This window comes from Nocardioides dongkuii (assembly GCF_014127485.1).
Classification (GTDB): domain Bacteria; phylum Actinomycetota; class Actinomycetes; order Propionibacteriales; family Nocardioidaceae; genus Nocardioides; species Nocardioides dongkuii.
In genome coordinates, this window is record NZ_CP059903.1 from 2210622 (window position 1) to 2228152 (window position 17531).

General features: G+C 73.6%; 11 protein-coding genes. 8 read left to right on the forward strand and 3 right to left on the reverse strand.

Features of this window, described 5'->3' with window-relative positions; translation table 11 throughout:
* Window positions 1-75: 75 nt before the first annotated feature.
* The 8 genes from H4O22_RS10660 (at window position 76) to H4O22_RS10695 (ending at window position 9898) form a co-directional block, all read left to right on the forward strand.
* On the forward strand, window positions 76-1026 hold the full coding sequence (locus H4O22_RS10660; protein WP_182523400.1) for a sulfotransferase: 951 nt from the start codon (window positions 76-78) through the stop codon (window positions 1024-1026).
* Window positions 1026-2399, forward strand: a complete 1374-nt coding sequence (locus H4O22_RS10665) for a hypothetical protein (RefSeq protein ID WP_182523401.1) — start codon at window positions 1026-1028, stop codon at window positions 2397-2399. Before H4O22_RS10660 ends, H4O22_RS10665 begins: the two co-directional genes overlap by 1 nt.
* Window positions 2396-3646, forward strand: coding sequence for a hypothetical protein (locus H4O22_RS10670; RefSeq protein WP_182523402.1), 1251 nt, complete (start codon window positions 2396-2398; stop codon window positions 3644-3646). The genes H4O22_RS10665 and H4O22_RS10670 overlap by 4 nt, the downstream gene beginning before the upstream one ends.
* Window positions 3643-4512 carry a sulfotransferase family protein gene (locus tag H4O22_RS10675; RefSeq protein ID WP_182523403.1) on the forward strand — a complete coding sequence of 290 codons (870 nt, stop codon included), beginning with the start codon at window positions 3643-3645 and terminating at the stop codon, window positions 4510-4512. Before H4O22_RS10670 ends, H4O22_RS10675 begins: the two co-directional genes overlap by 4 nt.
* The gene (locus H4O22_RS10680; RefSeq protein WP_182523404.1) at window positions 4500-5363 is read left to right on the forward strand and encodes a hypothetical protein; all 864 of its coding nucleotides are present in this window, start codon (window positions 4500-4502) and stop codon (window positions 5361-5363) included. The genes H4O22_RS10675 and H4O22_RS10680 overlap by 13 nt, the downstream gene beginning before the upstream one ends.
* Window positions 5353-6927 carry a Wzz/FepE/Etk N-terminal domain-containing protein gene (locus tag H4O22_RS10685; protein ID WP_182523405.1) on the forward strand — a complete coding sequence of 525 codons (1575 nt, stop codon included), beginning with the start codon at window positions 5353-5355 and terminating at the stop codon, window positions 6925-6927. Before H4O22_RS10680 ends, H4O22_RS10685 begins: the two co-directional genes overlap by 11 nt.
* A complete protein-coding gene (locus tag H4O22_RS10690; RefSeq protein ID WP_182523406.1) occupies window positions 6924-8459 on the forward strand; it encodes an MATE family efflux transporter in 1536 nt (511 codons plus the stop codon). Before H4O22_RS10685 ends, H4O22_RS10690 begins: the two co-directional genes overlap by 4 nt.
* A 143-nt stretch (window positions 8460-8602) precedes the next feature.
* The gene (locus H4O22_RS10695; RefSeq protein WP_220451134.1) at window positions 8603-9898 is read left to right on the forward strand and encodes a fibronectin type III domain-containing protein; all 1296 of its coding nucleotides are present in this window, start codon (window positions 8603-8605) and stop codon (window positions 9896-9898) included.
* An 83-nt stretch (window positions 9899-9981) separates the two neighbouring features.
* Here the strand turns inward: H4O22_RS10695 and H4O22_RS10700 are convergent, their stop codons facing one another.
* The 3 genes from H4O22_RS10700 to H4O22_RS20585 form a co-directional block, all read right to left on the reverse strand.
* Window positions 9982-10857 (reverse strand): hypothetical protein, encoded by an 876-nt coding sequence (locus H4O22_RS10700; protein WP_182523407.1) that lies wholly within the window; start codon window positions 10855-10857, stop codon window positions 9982-9984.
* A 109-nt stretch (window positions 10858-10966) separates the two neighbouring features.
* Window positions 10967-11890: a hypothetical protein gene (locus H4O22_RS10705; protein ID WP_182523408.1), complete on the reverse strand. Its 924-nt coding sequence runs from the start codon at window positions 11888-11890 to the stop codon at window positions 10967-10969.
* Between the two features lie 130 nt (window positions 11891-12020).
* Window positions 12021-17495: a PKD domain-containing protein gene (locus tag H4O22_RS20585; RefSeq protein ID WP_280530158.1), complete on the reverse strand. Its 5475-nt coding sequence runs from the start codon at window positions 17493-17495 to the stop codon at window positions 12021-12023.
* Window positions 17496-17531: the final 36 nt, after the last annotated feature.

A 17531-nucleotide genomic window follows, 5' to 3' on the forward strand; every position in this document is an offset into this window, starting at 1 on the left:
GCCGCGGACCTAGCGTCCCGGAGGGTGACCGGTCCGTGGGGGACGCGGCACAGGGACCACCACCAGGGAGTCGTCGTGAAGGTGCTGTACATCGCGGGTGTCGGTCGGTCCGGCAGCACCTTGCTCGAACGCATGCTCGGCGCCATCCCGGGCGCTGTCAACGTCGGCGAGCTCAACGCGATCTTCTCCCGCGTCGCCATGCAGGACCAGCGCTGCGGCTGCGGCACCCCCTTCAGCCGGTGCCCCTTCTGGGCCGCCGTGGGTGAGGAGGCGTTCGGCGGGTGGTCCGAGGTGACCCGCCGGATGGCCGACCTCCAGCCCCGGGTGGTGCGGCAGCGGCACGTCCCCCGGATGGCGACCGGGGTCGCGAGCCCGACGTACCTGCGCGAGCTGGAGGAGTACCTCGACGTCCACCACCGCCTCTACCGGGCGGTGGCGTCGGTGTCGGGGGCCGACATCGTCGTGGACGCGAGCAAGTCCACCGCCCAGCTCTTCGCCCTGCGCCGCATCGAGGACCTCGACCTCCGCATCCTGCACCTCGTCCGCGACTCCCGGGGGGTGGCCCACTCCTGGGGCAAGGCCGGCGTGCGCAAGCCGCAGTCGGCCGACGGCGACACGATGGGGACCTACCCGCCGCACCGCCTGGCGGTGCTGTGGTCGGCCCTCGAGCTCGAGTGCGGCCTCCTCGGCTCGGCCGCGCCGTACGCCGCCCGGGTGCGGTACGAGGACCTCGTCGCCGACCCGCGACCGACGCTCGAGCGCGCGCTCACCGACGTCGGCCTGGCACCCGACGGCTGGCTCGCCCACGTCGGGCGGCACAGCGTGGCGCTGGGCCACAGCCACGGCATCGCCGGCAGCCGGACCCGGTTCGTGACCGGCCAGATCGACCTGCGGCTCGACGACGCGTGGCGCTCCGCGCTGCCCGCGGGCGCTCGGCGGGTGGTCACCGCGCTGACCCTCCCCCAGCTCATCCACTACGGGTACGTCGGCGGCCGCCCCGGAGCCGTCGCCGAGCGGGTCGCCTGATGTCCCTCACGATCGGTGCGCTCCCGGCGGTCCCGGCGCGCCCCCTCGCCCGGCCGCGGCCGCCCCGCCGCCTGCTCGGACCCGGGTGGCCGCTGAGCGTCCTCTACCTCGGCTTCCCGCTGTGGTGGGCACTCGGTCTCGCCCAGGTCATCTTCTTCGTCGTCGCCATCGCGATGACGGTCATCCTGCGCCGGCAGGGTGGCCTGCGGGTGCCCCGCGGATTCGCCCCCTGGCTGCTCTTCCTGGTCTGGATGGGGGCCGGCGCCCTGCTCTTCCACGCCACCGCCCCGGGCACGGTGCCGGGCGGAAGCATGGGGCGGCTGGCCAACTTCTCGGTCTGGGCGCTGTGGTACCTCGCGACCACGGTCGCGATGCTGTACGTCGCGAACACCGCGCGCGAGGTGTCGACCCAGCGGATCGTGCGGCTGCTGGCATGGATGTTCGTGGTGACGACCAGCTTCGGCCTGCTGGCGCTGGCCGCCCCGACGCTGGAGTTCGAGTCGCCGGTCGAGCTCCTCCTGCCCGACAGCCTGGTGTCGACCAACTTCGTGCGCACCCTCGTCCACCCCTCGTTGTCGTCCTCGAGCGACTTCCTCGGCTACGACCAGCCCCGGCCGACGGCGCCCTTCCCGTACTCGAACGCCTGGGGCAACAACCTCGCGCTCTACCTCCCGTTCTTCGTCCTCGCCTGCTTCGGGCGGGACGCGGGCTGGCGGCGCCCGCTCGGTGCGGTGGTGCTGGTCGCGGCCGTCCTGCCGATCACCTTCTCGCTCAACCGCGGCCTGTGGATCTCCCTCGCGGTCGCGGCGGTGTACGCCGCGGTCCGGCTCGCGGTCAACGGCCGCGGGCGCGCGCTCCAGGCCCTGGTGGCCGCGCTGGTGGTCGGCGGCATCGTGTTCGTCTCCTCCCCGCTCTACGACACGCTGCTCCTCCGGGTCGAGACGCCGCACTCGAACGACCGCCGCGCCGGCACCGCCGAGACCGTGCTGACGACGACCGCCGAGGGGTCGCCCCTCCTCGGCTACGGCACCACCCGGACCATGCAGGGGAGCTTCAGCTCGCTGGCCGGCGGCGAGACCGACTCGTGCCACCAGTGCGCCGCCCCGCCGCTCGGCACCCAGGGCTTCATCTGGCGCCTGGTGATGACCACCGGGTTCGTCGGCACGGCGCTGTGCCTCTCGTTCTTCGCCCTGCAGTTCCTCCGGCGTGCCCGAGGACCGGCACCCCTGGACGTCACGACCTGCACGGTGCTCCTGGTCGCCGTCCTCTGCTTCTTCGTCTACGACTCCCTGGGCTCGGCGATGTTCACCGTGATGGTGGCGGTCGGGCTGATGGCCCGCTCCGACCTCCCACCCGAGGAGGTGGCGCCATGAGCGCGGACCGGCGCCCGCCCGCAGCGCCGTCGGGGTCGTACGCCGAGGAGGTGGCGCGGCTGCTGTGGCCCGCGCCGTGGGACGCGCCGTACGTCACCCGGCGCGGCCCGGGTGGTGGCGGCACCCACCGTGCCGCCTACGTCTTCCCGAGCGAGCGGCGCCCGCGGATGCTGGTCCCGGTCGACGTCCCCGGCTCGGCCGAGATGGTGCAGCGCCTCGGTGGCCCGGCGTCCCGGCTGATGCGCCCGGCCCGGCACCTGCTCGAGCGCTCGGTCCGGTCGCGCGCGCTCGGCCTGGTCCCGTGGCCGGTGCTGCGGGTCCCCGCCGCCCCGGGTGGCGCCGAGTCCGTCGAGGACCACCTCGCCGACGCGCTCGGGCACGACGTCCGGATCGGGGTGCTGCTCGGCACCCGCCGGGTCAACCAGAAGCCGGTGCTGCAGGTCTTCGACCGCGCCGGGGTCCTGCGGGCGTACGCCAAGATCGGCCACAACGAGCTGACGACCGACCTCGTCCGGCGCGAGGCGGCGTCCCTGACGACGGTGGGCCACCGACCTCGGACCTTCCGCGTGCCCCGGCTGCTCCACCACGGTCGCTGGTCGGGGCTCGAGGTGCTCGTGGTCTCGCCGCTCGCGACCGACCGGGACGCACGCGTGCCGCCCCCGGCACGGTCCGCGGCCGCGCGCGAGCTGGCCCTGCTCAGCGGCACCCGGGACGCCGCGCTGGCCGACAGCAGCTGGTGGTGCCGCACCCGCCGGAACGCCTCCCTCCTCCGGGACGAGCCGTACGGCGCCCGACTCGCCGCCGTGGTCCGCGCGGTCGAGGCCGCGAGCGGTCCGACGACCCTCCGGTTCGGTGGCTGGCACGGCGACTGGGGCGCCTGGAACATGGGCATGGGCGGCGGCACGCTGCACGTCTGGGACTGGGAGCGCTACGACGCCGACGTCCCCCTCGGCTTCGACGGGCTGCACTTCGCCGCCCAGGCGGTCCGCCCCGGGGACCGGCAGGCCCGCACCCAGGAGCGGGTCTTCCTGGACTCGCTCCCGGTGAGCCTGCGTCCCTTCCGCGTGCCGGTGTCCCTGCACGGCCTCACGCTCCGCCTGTACCTGCTCGAGGTGGGGGTGCGCTACGTCGAGGCGCTCACCCACGGCGCCACGCCGGCGCTGGAGCGCCGCACCTCGTGGGTGCTCTCCCTGCTCGAGCGGCTCCTCGACGAGCCCACGGACCCTCCGACCCAAGGACGACCATGACTGTTCGCCACGCCGTTCCGCACCCCGTCAAGACCGTCGGCCGGGCCGTCTCGGTCCGCGTCGGCGCCGCGACCGCGGCCCGCCGGCAGCTCCCGTCGTTCATCATGGTGGGCGCCCAGCGGGCGGGCACGACCTCGCTGTTCCGCGCCCTGATGTCGCACCCGCTCGTGCACGCCGCGAACTACCACAAGGGCGTCAACTACTTCGACGTCCACTACGACCGCGACTTCGCCTGGTACCAGGGGCACTTCCCGACGCTCGCGCGCCTCCAGCGCGGCGCCGCGGGCCACGCCGGCGCGCCGGTCACCTTCGAGGCCAGCGGCTACTACATGTTCCACCCCTGCGCCGCCGAGCGCATCGCCCGGCACCTGCCGGAGGTCCGGCTCGTGGCCATGCTCCGCGACCCGGTGGAGCGCGCGTACTCGGCCTGGAAGCACGAGCACGCGCGGGGCTTCGAGCACGCGGGGTTCGAGGAGGCGCTCGAGCTCGAGGACGGCCGCCTGTCCGGCCAGGTCGAGCGGATGCTGGCCGATCCCGGCTACCAGAGCTTCAGCCACCGCCACCACGCCTACGTCCGCCGCGGCCAGTACGACGAGCAGCTCCGCCGGATCCACGACCACGTCCCGGCCGACCGGGTGCACGTGGTCGAGAGCGAGTCCTTCTTCACCACGCCCGAGACGACCTACGCGGCGCTGCTGGACTTCCTCCAGCTGCCGCAGGTGCTCCCCGACCGCTTCGACCGGTGGAACGGGCGGCCGAGCTCGCCGATGCCGCAGACCACGCGACGCAGGCTGCGCGAGCACTTCCGCGGCCACGACCAGTCCCTCGCGACCCTCCTGCAGCGGGAGCCGGCGTGGGTGGACTGACCGCGCCGCCCGGGCTGCCGCTGTGGTCGGACTACTCGGCGTTCGCCCGCCGCCACCGCACCACGATCGCCGTGCTCGCTGCCCTGGGGCTGCTCACGGGGTTCGTGTGGTCGCTGGGCCAGCCCGCCTCCTACTCGGCCACGACGTCGGTCGTCCTCGCCCCCGTCCCGAAGTACGTGACCGCCTCCACCGTCGAGCTCGTCCCGCCCCCGGTCACCATCGACACCGACGCCCAGCTGCTCCTGACCCCCGAGGTGCTGCGCGCCGTCGCCCAGGAGGTGGGCGTCGACGAGGCCGCGGTGACCGACCACCTCTCCGTCGCGGCGTCCCCGCACACGCGGGTCCTGCACGTCACCGTCTCCGCCGCCTCGCCCGTGGCCGCCGCCCGGGCCGCCGACGCCGCCGTCGCGGCGCTCGGGCGGGCGCGGCGCGCCAGCCTCGGAGCGCTCACCACCGACCAGGTGCTCCGGCTGCGCCAGCTCGTCCTCGACCAGGAGCAGCTGCTGGCCGAGGCGCAGGCGCGCGGGACGGTCGTCGCGGCGTACGACCCGCTCACCGCCCAGATCCACGAGCTCGAGCTCGGGCTGGCCGGCCTCGAGGAGGCCCACGACGAGCCGGTCGACCCGATCACCCCCGCGGTCCCCCCGCAGGCGGCGGACTACGCCAACCGGGAGGTGCCGCTCACCTCGGGCGCGATGGCCGGCGTCCTCTGCGGCTGCCTCCTCGGAGCCGCGCGCGACCGGTCCCGCCGTCCGGGCGTCTCCCGCACCGCTCTCCGCCCTGCGACCCGACGTCGCGGCGACCCGCCGTACCCCACCACTCCGGAAGAGGACCACCACCATGTCTCCTGACCACGCCCCGACCCGCGGTCCGGTGTCGACCTTCCGCGCCGCCCAGCGCCACATCCTGGTCGTGACCCTGCTGGTCGTGCTGGGCGGGCTGGGTGGCTGGCTGTACGCGGCGTCCCTGCCGACGACCTGGACGAGCACGGCGCGCGTCCTGGTCAACCCCGTCGCCGGCAACCCCTTCGTGCCGTCGCCGACCGCGGTCCGCCAGGACGAGCAGATCAGCCTGGAGACGGAGGCGCAGGTCGCCCGCTCGGCGGAGGTGCTCGGCGTCGTCGCGGCCAGCGACCCGTCGCTGACCCTCCAGGCCCTGGAGCGCCGGGTGCAGGTCGTGGTCCCGCCCAACACCCAGGTGCTCGAGGTCACCTTCACGTCGGGGTCGGCCGCCGAGGCGCAGCTCGTCGCGGATGCCGTCGCGGAGGCGTACCTCCAGAACCGCACCCGCCGCGCCGACGAGGTGACGTCCTCCCGCGTGGAGGAGGTCAGCACCCAGACGATGACCGTGCTGACCGACCTGCGTGCCGCCGCCGGCGCGGCCCAGCAGGGCACCACGGCGGAGCGTAGATTCCAGTCAGAGCTCGCCACAGCCCTGCGCAACCAGCTGGTCAGCCTCCGCGCCCAGCGGACCGCGCTGGAGACCCAGGAGGCCTCGGCCGGGTCGGTGATCGGGCCGGCCGGCCCGGCGCAGCGCCCGGCGAACCTCCTGGCCGCCGGCGCACCGGTGGGCGGGGCGCTGCTCGGGCTGGTGCTGGGCTGCCTGCTCGCCGTCCTGCTCGAGCGCTTCCGCGGCGTCGTCCGGTCCCCCGACGAGGTGGAGGAGCTCGGCGTGCCCGTGCTCTGCGCCGCTCCGCCGCGGAGCCGTCGTCCCGGGGTCCTCGCCCGGGACGACAAGGACGAGACGGAGCGGTCGGTCCGCCGGCTGCGCGGAGCGCTGCTCGCCCTCGACCCTCGACCCGATGCCGTGGCGGTCGTCCCGGCCGGTCCGCACGACCCCGGGGCGCCGGTGGCCGAGGCGCTGGCGGAGTCCCTCGCCCTGGCCGGGCACCGGGTCGTCCTCGTGCGCCCCCGCGCCGAGCAGGCGGCCGGGGACCTCGTGGTGCAGGACGGCCTCGCGCAGCTGCTCCTGCACGAGCGGCTCAACGTGCTCGAGCTCCTGCAGCCCACCGCCGAGCCGCTGCTCTGCGTCCTTCCGGCGGGAAAGCAGACGCACCGCAGCCGGGAGCTGCTCACCGCTGACCGGCTGCGCGCCGTCGTGACGGCGCTGGCCGAGGCCGGCAACCTGGTCGTCGTCGACTGCCCGGAGCCGGGGACCCCCGAGGGACAGGCCGTCCTCGCGGCGACCGACCTCGGCCTGGTCGTCGTCAGCGTCGGCCGCACCCGCCGCTCGGTGGTCGAGCACCTGACCGCCACGGCTCCGCCGTCGTCGGCCCCGCTGGCCGCCGTCCTCGTCGACCGGACCGCGGCCGGCCGGCGGACGCTGATCGGCGAGGACGCCGAGGCGGACCCGGCGGCGCCGTCCGCCGGGGTACCGAACGGGGTGAAGCGCACCGTGCGGCACCTGCGCCGATGATCCACCGGGGCAACCTCGAGAAGCTCGCCCGACGCGGGACCGCCAGCGTCGCGGGTGCCGCGTGCAGCGCGGTGTTCGGCGTGCTGCTGGTCCTCATCGTCACCAACGGCTTCCCGCCCGCCCTCGCCGGCACGCTGTTCGCGGCCACCTCGGTATTCCTCATCCTCGAGTCGGTGATCCTCCTGGGCACGGACACGGGGCTGGTGAAGGTGGTGCCCGCCCAGCTGGCGGGCGGACGCCCGCGCGACCTGCCGCGCACGCTGGCGGTCGCCGCCGCACCCGTGCTGGCCTCCTCCCTCGTCGCCGCCGTGCTGCTCCACCAGCTCGCGCCGAGCCTGGCGGGCGCCCTGGTCGGAGCGGACGACGCGGCGGCCATGAGCGCGATGCTGCGTGCGCTCGCCGTGGTGCTGCCGGTGGCCGCGCTGCACGACCTGGCCGTGGCCGCGACCCGGGGCACCGGGACGATGCGCCCCACGGTCGTGGTGGAGAACCTCGGGCGGCTGGGCCTGCAGGCGCTGGCGGTGCTCGGGGTCCACCTGGCCGGCGGCGGCCCGGCGGCGCTCGCCCTGGCCTGGTGCCTGCCCTACGTGGTCGGGCTCGCAGCCGGCGGGCTCTGGCTGCGGTCGCTGGTGACCGCGCGGACGGCGTCCGGACCGCCCGCGACCCCCTGGAGGTCCGTGGCTCGGGAGTTCTGGGCGTTCACCGCCCCCCGGGCGGTCGCCCGGGTGACCCAGACGGCGCTCAAGCGCTCCGACATCGTGCTGGTCGCCGCGCTGGCGTCACCCACCGAGGCCGCGCTCTACACCGCCGCCACCCGGCTCATCGTGGTGGGGCAGCTCTTCGTCCAGGCCGTCCAGCAGGCGCTCTCCCCCCATGTCAGCGCCCTGTTCGCCCGCGGCGACGCCGCCGCGGCCGGCTCGGTCTTCCAGGCTGCGACCACCTGGAGCGTGCTGGCCGCCTGGCCGTTCTTCCTCACCCTCGCCGGCTTCTCGCCCCTGCTGATGGGCCTCTTCGGAGCGGGGTACGCCGCCGCGTCCGACGTGGTCGTCATCCTCGCGCTGACCATGCTGCTCGCCACCGCCTGCGGCCCGGTCGACGCGGTGCTGTTGATGGCCGGCCGCAGCTGGCTCAGCCTCCGGAACAGCACGGTCGCGCTCGCGGTCAACATCGGGCTCAACCTCGTGCTCATCCCGCTCGACGGGATCCGGGGCGCTGCGATCGCCTGGTCCGTCGCGATCGTGGTGCGGAACCTGCTGCCGCTGCGGCAGGTCCGTCGTGACCTCCGGATGTGGCCGGTGACGCCGTCCGCGGCGCGGGTCTGCCTCCTGGCGGTCGCCTGCTTCGGCGCGGTGGACCTCGTCGTCCTCGGCACCGACCTCGCCCCGCCCGCCGACGCCGGCGTCCTCGCGGTCGGGGTCCTGGTGCAGGCGGCCGCGGTCTGGCGGTGGCGCGGGCCCCTGGGGCTCGAGGCCTTCCGGGCGGTGGTCCGCCCCCGCAGGCCCGCCGACGCCCCGGCCGCCGCACCGGCCTGACCACCCGCGCCGGCCGGCTCCCGCGACCTATCACCGATATCGGCGATTCGAGGGGTCCGGCATCGCCCTAGCGTCCCGAACAGACGGCCAGCCGCCGTCGCCCGGACTCGGGCGCAGCCCGACGACGCCCCCAGGGGGACGACATGACCTCATCCCGACCCACCCTCGCCTCCCGGGCCACGCTGGCCGCGCTCACCGCCACCACCGCCACCCTGACCGCCTCCCTCGCCGTGGTCACCGTCGCCACCGCACCACCAGCCCAGGCAGCAGCGCAGCGCACCCAGCTGTTCCGGTCCATCGCGGCCCGCAGGACGGTCTTCGCCTCGGACCCGCGGGTTCCGGGCAACCAGCCCGCCGCACCGACCATCGTGATCAACGAGATCCAGCACACCCCCACCGGCGGCGACACCGCCGAGTTCCTCGAGCTCTACAACCCCGGCACCCAGGCCATCGACCTCACCGGCTGGACCCTCACCGGCGTCGACCTCACCATCCAACCCGGCACCGTCATCCTCCCCGGCCAGACCATGACCTTCGCCAACGACGACCCCACCTTCCGCACCACCTACTCACCCACCGTCTTCATCGGCGACCGCTACGACGGCAACCTCCCCGCCACCGGCACCCTCACCCTCACCCGACCCGACGGCAGCACCGCCGACACCGTCACCTACGGCGGCCCCGGCTGGCCCACCCCCACCACCGGCCAGTCCCTCGAGCTCACCGACCCCACCGCCGACAACAACGACCCCGCCGCCTGGACCCTCTCCACCGGCACCGGCACCCCCGGCACCGCCAGCCACAGCCCCGGCGCCACCGCACCCGCAGCCCCCACCATCGGCACCGCCACCGCCGCCAACACCAGCGCCACCGTCCGCTGGACCGCACCCACCGACACCGGCGGCTCCGCCATCACCGGCTACCAGGTCCGCGTCGTCAACAACGCCGGCACCCAGGTCGGCACGCTGCGCAACGCCGCAGCCACCGCCACCAACCTCACCGTCACCGGACTCACCAACGGCACCGCCTACCGCTTCCAGGTCGCCGCCCTCAACACCGCCGGCACCAGCGCCTTCTCCGCCCTCTCCAACACGGTCACCCCCGCCAACACCACCACCGCACCCGGCGCACCAGTGATCGGCACCCCCACCGCAGGACCCACCACAGACTCCGCGCTCACCGCCATCGCCCGATGGACCCCGCCCACCACCAACGGCGGCTCCGCCATCACCGGCTACGTCGTCACCGCACTGCGGATGAGCTCCGCCGCCGACGACGCCACCGTCCTCTCCCGCACCAGCTCACGCCAGCTCGGCGCCGCCGTCCGGCAACGCGACTTCACCCTCGCCGCCGGCACCTACCGCTTCGAGGTCGTCGCCATCAACGCCATCGGCACCAGCCCACCCTCAGCCCGCTCCACCGCCATCACCCCCCGCTGACCACCCGGACCTGACCACCAGCACGGGGAGAGGCCGTTCGGGCGCGGTGACGGCGACCGGGATGGGCGCGTCCCCCGGAGGTGCTAGGCCGACCGGGCCAGGGTCCGGCGGAACGCCGCCAGGCGGTTACCCGAGAGCACCCAGTCCCCGGAGTTCCACACGCAGCCGAACCAGACGTTCGGCGTCGTGAAGAGGGCGTCGCCGGCGTCGGAGATGGTCCGACCGCTGTAGCCGTTGTACTCACCGATGCCGATCGGCAGACTTCCGTGGCCACGCGACCGGAGGTAGGACCGGAGTGCCGGGATGCGGTCGGCGGGCTTCCGCTTGCCGGGATTCTGCTTGGTGCCGGACTCGTAGCTGTCGATGCCGAACCAGTCCCAGAACCTGAACAGCTGGTTGGGACAGAACGCCGCGAAGTCGGACTGCCTGTTGTCGAGCAGCCAGCCGTTGAGGATCGGCCCGACCTGCAGCTTGCCGCGGCGGAAGATCGGGAGCAGCTGTTTGCTCGCGGCGACGTAGTTCGCCGCGGTCAGGTCGTTGTACGGCTCGTGCCAGAAGGTGACGGCCGTCGGCTTCCCGTAGGAGGCCAGCCGCGCCGCCGCATCCTCGGCGACCCCGTTGTACCTGCCGTTGACGGCGCCGGTGACGTCCCCGCCCACCTTGTAGGAGATGACCGGCAACATGCCGTCGTCGTGGGCCTGCTCGACGATCCGGATCTGGCTGCCCGCGCCATCGGCGAGGTCGGCGTAGATCCGCCGGGCGCTGATCCCCGGGCCGACCTCGCGGACGCGCTGGTCCCAGTACCGGACCGGGGCGCCCATGCCGACCAGGACCCCGCCGGACCCGGTCACGGAGGTGGGTCCGCGACGAGGGGCGGCGGCGGCGGGCTCGAACGTCCCGGCGCCGACGCTGGCCGCTGCGCCCATCCCGAGGAGACGGAGGGTGGCGCGACGGGACATGCCCGGAGGGGTATCGGGGTTCATTCCATCGACGGTACGCCGGACCGCAACGGTGACGTGGTATAGAGCGGAACGCGCCCCGCTGACCGCAGGCGGTCAGGCCCGGCAGTCAGGCTTGAGCGATGCGGGCACGGCGGGGGTCGGCCAGCGTGGCGCGGAACGCGTCCAGGCGGTCGCCCCTGAGCGCCCACCCCCCGCCGCCGGCCGAGTTCCACACGCAGCCGAACCAGACGTTCGGCGTCGAGAAGAGCGCGTCGCCGACGTCGGCGATGGACGCGGCGCTGTGTCCGTTGTACTCACCGACCCCGATCGGCAGGTCGCCGTATCCCCGTGACCCGAGGTACGCCGCGAGGGCGGGGATCCGGTCCGCGGGCTTCCGGCTGCCGGGAGACTCCTGGGTGCCGGACTCGTAGGTGTCGATCCCGAACCAGTCCCAGAGCCCGAAGAGCTCGTCGGGGCAGTACGCGGCGAACTCCGACACCTTGCCGTCGAGCAGCCAGCCATTGAGGATCGGCCCGACCCGCAGCTTGCCACGGCGGAGGATCGGGAGCAGCTGCGTGCTCGCGGCGACGTACTCCGCTCCACTCAGGTCGCCGTACGGCTCGTGCCAGAAGCTGACCGCCGTGGGCTTCTCGTAGGAGGCCAGCCTCGCCGCGGCCTCCTCGGCGACGGCGTTGAAGCTGCCGGCGGCGGCACCTGCGACGTCCCCACCGACCTTGTAGGAGATGACCGGCAGCATGCCGTCGGCGTGCGCCTGCTCGACGAGCCGGAGCTGGCTGTCGGGGCCGCTGGCGAGGTCGGCGAAGATCCGCCGCGCGCTGATCCCCGGGCCGACCTGCTGGACGCGGCGGTCCCAGAGCCGGGCCGGGGCGCTCATGCCGATCAGCGGCCCCCCGGAGGCGATGACGGTGTTGGGTCCGAGATGACGGAGCCCCCGCTCGGCGGCGGCGGCGGCCGGCGCCAGCGTGCCGGCGCCGACGGCGCCGGCAGCCGCGCCGGCGCCGAGGAGACGGAAGGCGTTGCGACGAGTCATGCCCGCCGGGGTATGGGTATGCATTCCAGGGACGGTAACGCATACCACACAATGATCTTCCGACGTCGCCGAACTCGGCGATCAAGACGCGTGATCCTGGTCGCGCCGTCCCCCGGCGCCACGGGCCCCCTCAGGTGATGGTGACCTGCCGCGTGACCGTGGTCTTCTTGCCCCAGTTGTCGGCGACCACCAGCGTCACCGTGTAGGTGCCCGCCGCGACGTAGACGTGGGACGAGCTGGTCGTCGTGGTCACGGTGTCCACCGTCCCGTCGCCCCACTTCCAGGTGTAGTTGCGGATCCCTCCGTCGGCGTCGGCGCTGCCCGCGGCGCTGACCGAGCAGGTCCGTCCGGTGCAGGTCGGCGTGAAGACGGCCGTCGGTGCGGCGTTGGTGGCCGGCTCGGGCTGGGTCGTCACCGCGATCGTGACCGGGGCGCTGGCGCGACCCCACTTGTCCAGCACCCGGAGCGTCACCGTGTAGGTCCCTGCCACGTCGTACACGTGCGACTGGCTGGCACTGGTGCCCAGGGTGTCCGGCGTGCCGTCCCCCCAGCTCCACTGGTAGTTCCGGATGCCGTCGCCGGCCGCGGTGTCCGGGTCACTGCTCCCGGTGCCGCTCAGGACGCAGGTGGTGATCGCCGAGCAGGTGCCGGAGGCGATGACGGCCGTCGGGGCCCGGTTGTCCCCCGGCTCCGTGATCGTCACCTGGCGGGTCGCGGTCGCGGACTTGCCCCACACGTCGCTCACCGTCAGGACGATCGAGTACGTCCCGGGGCTGGCGTAGGTGTGCGCGGGGTTGGCCGTCGTCGACGGCGTCGTCTGGTCTCCCCAGACCCAGGAGTACCTGAGCGCGTCGCCGTCGGGGTCGACCGTCCCGGCGCTGTTCATCTGGCACACCGTGAAGGACGCGCACGAGGCGGTGAAGTCCACCTGCGGCGCCCGGTTGCCCGCCGGCTCGCTCAGCGTGAAGGTGCGGGTCGTCGATGCCGACTTGCCCCAGCCGTCGCTGGTGGTCAGCGTGATCGTGTAGGTGCCCGAGCCGGCGTACACGTGGGCGGCCGGGGACGCACCGGTGCTCGGCGTCGTGCCGTCTCCCCAGTTCCAGGAGTAGCTGATGACGTCCCCGCTGTTCGGGTCGGTGGTGCCCTGGCTGCTCACCGAGCAGGTCAGGCCCTGACAGCTCTGCACGAACGTCGGCGTGGGGGCGCTGTTGCCCGCCGGCTCGGCGATCGTCACGTTCTGCGCCACGGAGGTGCCGCTGGCCCGCCACTCGTCGGTGACCGTCAGCGTGACCGGGAAGGTGCCCGGTGCCGTGAAGGTCTTCGTGGGCAGCGGCCCGCTGGCGGTCCCCTGGGTGCCGAAGTTCCAGGCGTAGGTGAGCGAGGCCGTGTTCTCGTCGGTGGACCCGCGTCCGTCGAAGGTGCACACGTTCTGGCTGCAGCTGTAGGCGAAGCTCGCGACGGGCGGGGTGTTGCTCGGCTGGGTGACCGTCACGCCGGTCGAGATCCGCTCCGTCCCGATCTGGTTGTGCACGTCGACCGGGCGGACCCGGACGCTGTAGGTGCCGGCCGGGATGACCGGCGTCGTGAAGGAGTAGTTGGACCCCACGCTGCCCGGGCTGTTGAGGAAGGCGGTGCGGTAGCTGGCCGTAGTGCTGGTGAACGCGCCGGCGGAGCTCATCCACTGGCCGGCGGCGTTGACGATGCCGACCTCCACCCGCGCGATGCTCGCGCTGGCGTCCGGGGCGTCCTCGGCCCGGCCGGTGACGACGATCTTGCCGTCGGCGAAGCTCGCCCCGCTCTGCGGCTGGCCGAGCGTCTCGCTCAGGGTGGGCGGCCCGTCGCTGGGGTACGCCGCGTACGTCGCGGTCGCGCCCGCCGTCGAGGAGTCCTGCTGGCCCGCCGTGTCGATCGACATCGCGGTGAAGGACCAGTTCCCGCCGGTGGGCAGGGTCAGGGCGAGCGACCACGTCGTCGTGGTGCCGCCCGGGGTGGCGAGGGTCGCCTCCCGGACGGCGGGGGTGGCGGACATGGTCCCGTTGGGCTGCAGGTAGCGGCCGGTGTCCCGGTCCTGCAGCGTCACCCGCACGCTGGCGACCCCCTTGTCGTCGGTCGCGGTGCCCGCGAGGGTGACCGCGAGCGACTCGTCGGTCGGAGCCGTGAAGCCCATCGTGGTGTCGGGCGCCGCGTCCCCGGCGATCTGGGCGTTGACGGTCAGCCGGCCCTGGTTGGTCGAGGACGTGCTGAGGTCGTCGTCGTCGGTGGCCCGGACGGTGAACGCGTAGCTGCCGGGCGTGAGGTTGAACGGCGTCGTCCAGCTCCAGTTGTAGGTGGAGCCGCCGATGTCGACCGGCGAGATCCGGTGGTTGCCTGCGCTGACGTTGGCGCCCCAGCTGCCGTCGGCGCTGAGCCGCTCGCCGGTGGAGTTGTTCCGCAGGGTGATCTCGACGTTCTTGAGGCCCTCGTCGTCAGCAGCGGTGCCCGCGAAGGTGATCCGGCCCCCCGGCTCCACGTTGACCGGGTTGGCGGCGAACGGCGGCGTCATCTCGACCGGCTGCTGGATGGTCACCGTCGGCGCCACGGCGTTGGAGTCGACGGTCCAGTCGCGGGTGGCGCTGCGCAGGTCGGCCTGGCCGATCGTGTCGGTCGCGGTCGCGCTGCCCCGCCAGACGCCCTCGTGCGGCAGGGTCACGTCGTAGGACCAGGTCGCGTTGGTCGCGCCGATGACGTCGGGCGTCCCGCGGAAGGTGTTGAAGATGTCACTGACGCTGCCGTCCGCCTGCAGGTAGCGGTTCTGCTCGTCGCGGAACCAGAAGCTCAGCGAGTTGACGCCCTTGTCGTCGGTCGCGGTGCCGGTCACCGTGAAGGTCGGGGAGGCCTGGATGCCGCTCGGCCCCGTGATGTTGGTCGTCGGCGTCTGGTCCTCGGTGCTGAACGACTCGATCTTCTTCGTCGCCGGCGTCGCGTCGCCCGTCCCGCCGGTCGGTGCGGTGAACGCGCGGGCACTGACCAGCAGGTTCCGGTTGGTCGTGACGATCCGGTTCTCGAGGCGCCAGGTGCGTGACGTCGTCCCGGGGTCGAGGGTGGCGTTGACGGCGGTGTCCGTCGAGGTCCAGGTGTTGCCGGAGGTCAGGTACTGGCCGCTGTCCCGGTCCTGGATCCGCACCTGGACGCGGCCGACGCTCCCGGTCGCGACCCGCGCCGTGCCGGTGACCGAGAAGGGCGTGTTGTTGGCGACCACCCGGCCCTCGATCGGGGTGCTGATGGTGGTGTCGGGCAGGGGCGCGGGGGCGGTGACCGTGGTGAAGTCGTAGAACGCCACCCGGCCGGTGCGGACGCCGCCTTGGAACATCCCGTCGCCGCCGATGAACAGACCGCGGGGGGTCGCCTCCATCGCCTTGTTGCCCTCGAAGGAGTTGGAGCCGCCGGTCGGGTTCCACTCGACGGCCTTGCCGGTCGTCGGCGAGACCGCCGCGATGTGGTCACGCCGGACGACCTGGTCGCCGAGGCCGTAGCCGGCGAGGCCCTGGCCGGTGCCGTAGCCGACGTTGTCGAGGCCGGGCCACGGGTCGTCGGAGCTGGGCGACTCGATGAACTGGAAGTGGCCCCCGAGGTAGACCGCCTGCTCGGTGACGGCGACGGAGTAGATGCTGTCGAAGTGCCGGGAGATCCACATCGGCTGGACGTCCGGGTCCTGCACCGCCGCCGCGGTCAGCGGGTAGGCGATCGCGGTGTCGCTCAGCGGCGGCGCGTCCCCGCCGGACCCGCTGGTGACCACGAAGTAGGAGTCGTCCGGGGCGATGTCGCCTCCGTAGATCCGGGTGACGCCACCGACGCGGCCCAGGTTGTCGTCCCACAGCGTGCTCCGCCACGGGAGCAGCTGCTTGGAGACGGTGTCGATGATGCCCATGCCGTAGCGGTCCGCGCCGGCGATCTGCCGCCCGGTGTGCACGACCAGGAGCTTGCTGCCGTCGTGGGTCAGCTTGAGCTGCGGCACGCCGAGGGCACCGTTCACCCCGATGCCGCCGGTGATGTCGTTGCTGAACGAGGTGTCGACCGCTCCGGAGGCGGTGTTCACCGCGGCGAGGGCACCCTTGAGCACGCCGTTCAGGCGGGTGAACCGCCCGCCGACGTACAGCGTCGAGTTGGACGCGGCGAGCGCCGTGACCTGGTTGTTGGTGTTCTGCGCGAAGCTGAACGTGCTCAGCGGCGCCCCCGTCGTGAGGTCGAGGCTCGCGACCTTCTGGCGGGTCACCCCGCCGACGGTGTTGAAGCTGCCGCCGACGAAGAGCTTGCTCCCGTCGGGCGTCGCCTCCACCGAGGTCACCCCGCCGTTGAAGGTCGGGCGGAACGCGGTGTCGATCTGGCCGGTGACGTAGTTGTACGACGCCAGCCCCGCCTGGTTGACGGTGGTGGTCGGCGACACCTGGTTGGCCAGCGAGGTGAACGTGCCGGCGATGAAGACCCGGTTCAGGCTGGGCACCACCTCGATGTCCCAGATCTCGCCGTTACCGATCACCGGGGTGTTGGCACGCGGCTTGTCCGGCACCAGGCGGGTGTGGCCGGGCGCCGGCTCCCCACCCGTGGCGGCCCGGACCTCGACGGTGCGCGTGGCCGGAGCGGAGGTCAGGCCCTGGTCGTCGGTGACCCGCAGGGTGATCGTCTTGGTGCCGGGTGTGGCGTAGGTGTGGTTCGCCGTCACCCCGGTCGCGGTGGTGCCGTCACCGAAGTCCCAGGCGTAGGAGGAGACGGTGCCGGGCGCGGTGTCGGAGGAGCCGGACGCGTCGACGGTGCAGGTCGCCTGCGGGCAGCTGGCGGTGAACGACGCCACCGGCGCCACGTTGGGCTCCGCGGTGGGGTCGGGCTGGAGGACGACGCTCCACATCGTCGCCTTCGCCGTCGAGACGGCGGCGGTCGCCGCGGTGCCGGCCCGGACGCCGACGGCGGCCGGGACCGCGTCGGTCGTCAGGGACGTGATCCGCCCGGCTCCGGTGCCGAGCGCGATGCTGCGCCGGGTCTGGCCGGCCGGGGTGGTCCAGCCCGTCGTCTGGCTCGCCGACTTGTCGGCCCAGTACGAGACGACGTGGGAGCCCGCCGCGGTGACGTTGACGCTCGGCGTGGTGTGGGTCGCCCGGTTCACGGTCTCCGCCGCGGAGGAGAACGCCGAGACCGGGTCGGCGGCGGTCCCGTCGTACGCGACGAGCGTGATCGTCGACTTCGTGGTCGCGGAGAAGTCGACGGCGGCGTTCCGGCCCGCGTCGGTGGCCGTGGCCACGCGGCTGTACAGGATCGTCTCGGTGTCGGTGCTGGCGAGCCGGCTGCCCTCACGGGTCCAGCCGGCGGGGTCGACCGTGATCGAGGCCAGCGCCTTGTTGCTGGTGACGAAGAGCAGCATGCCGTCGCCCGCCCGCACCGACGCGGGGATCGTCACCCGGGCCGTGGGCTGGTTGAAGACGGCCTCGGCCGCCGCGCGGAACGTGATGACGTCGACCGCGTGAGCGGGCGGCGCGACGTACCCCGTCACCCCGAGCAGGGCAGCCACCACGGCGGTCACCACGGCGGCGGCGACCCCGCCCCGCAGGCCTCGCGCGTTCCTCGATCCGATCATCGCTGCACTCCTCGTCGCGTCGTCGGAGCCGCTTGG

What these genes read in the sequence shown, in the direction of transcription:
- H4O22_RS10665 (WP_182523401.1), top strand. Translation starts at nt 1,026, where the DNA reads ATGTCCCTCACGATCGGTGCGCTCCCGGCGGTCCCGGCGCGCCCCCTC.
- H4O22_RS10670 (WP_182523402.1), top strand. Translation starts at nt 2,396, where the DNA reads ATGAGCGCGGACCGGCGCCCGCCCGCAGCGCCGTCGGGGTCGTACGCC.
- H4O22_RS10675 (WP_182523403.1), top strand. Translation starts at nt 3,643, where the DNA reads ATGACTGTTCGCCACGCCGTTCCGCACCCCGTCAAGACCGTCGGCCGG.
- H4O22_RS10685 (WP_182523405.1), top strand. Translation starts at nt 5,353, where the DNA reads ATGTCTCCTGACCACGCCCCGACCCGCGGTCCGGTGTCGACCTTCCGC.
- H4O22_RS10690 (WP_182523406.1), top strand. Translation starts at nt 6,924, where the DNA reads ATGATCCACCGGGGCAACCTCGAGAAGCTCGCCCGACGCGGGACCGCC.
- H4O22_RS10695 (WP_220451134.1), top strand. Translation starts at nt 8,603, where the DNA reads ATGACCTCATCCCGACCCACCCTCGCCTCCCGGGCCACGCTGGCCGCG.
- H4O22_RS10700 (WP_182523407.1), bottom strand. Translation starts at nt 10,857, where the DNA reads ATGTCCCGTCGCGCCACCCTCCGTCTCCTCGGGATGGGCGCAGCGGCC.
- H4O22_RS10705 (WP_182523408.1), bottom strand. Translation starts at nt 11,890, where the DNA reads ATGACTCGTCGCAACGCCTTCCGTCTCCTCGGCGCCGGCGCGGCTGCC.
- H4O22_RS20585 (WP_280530158.1), bottom strand. Translation starts at nt 17,495, where the DNA reads ATGATCGGATCGAGGAACGCGCGAGGCCTGCGGGGCGGGGTCGCCGCC.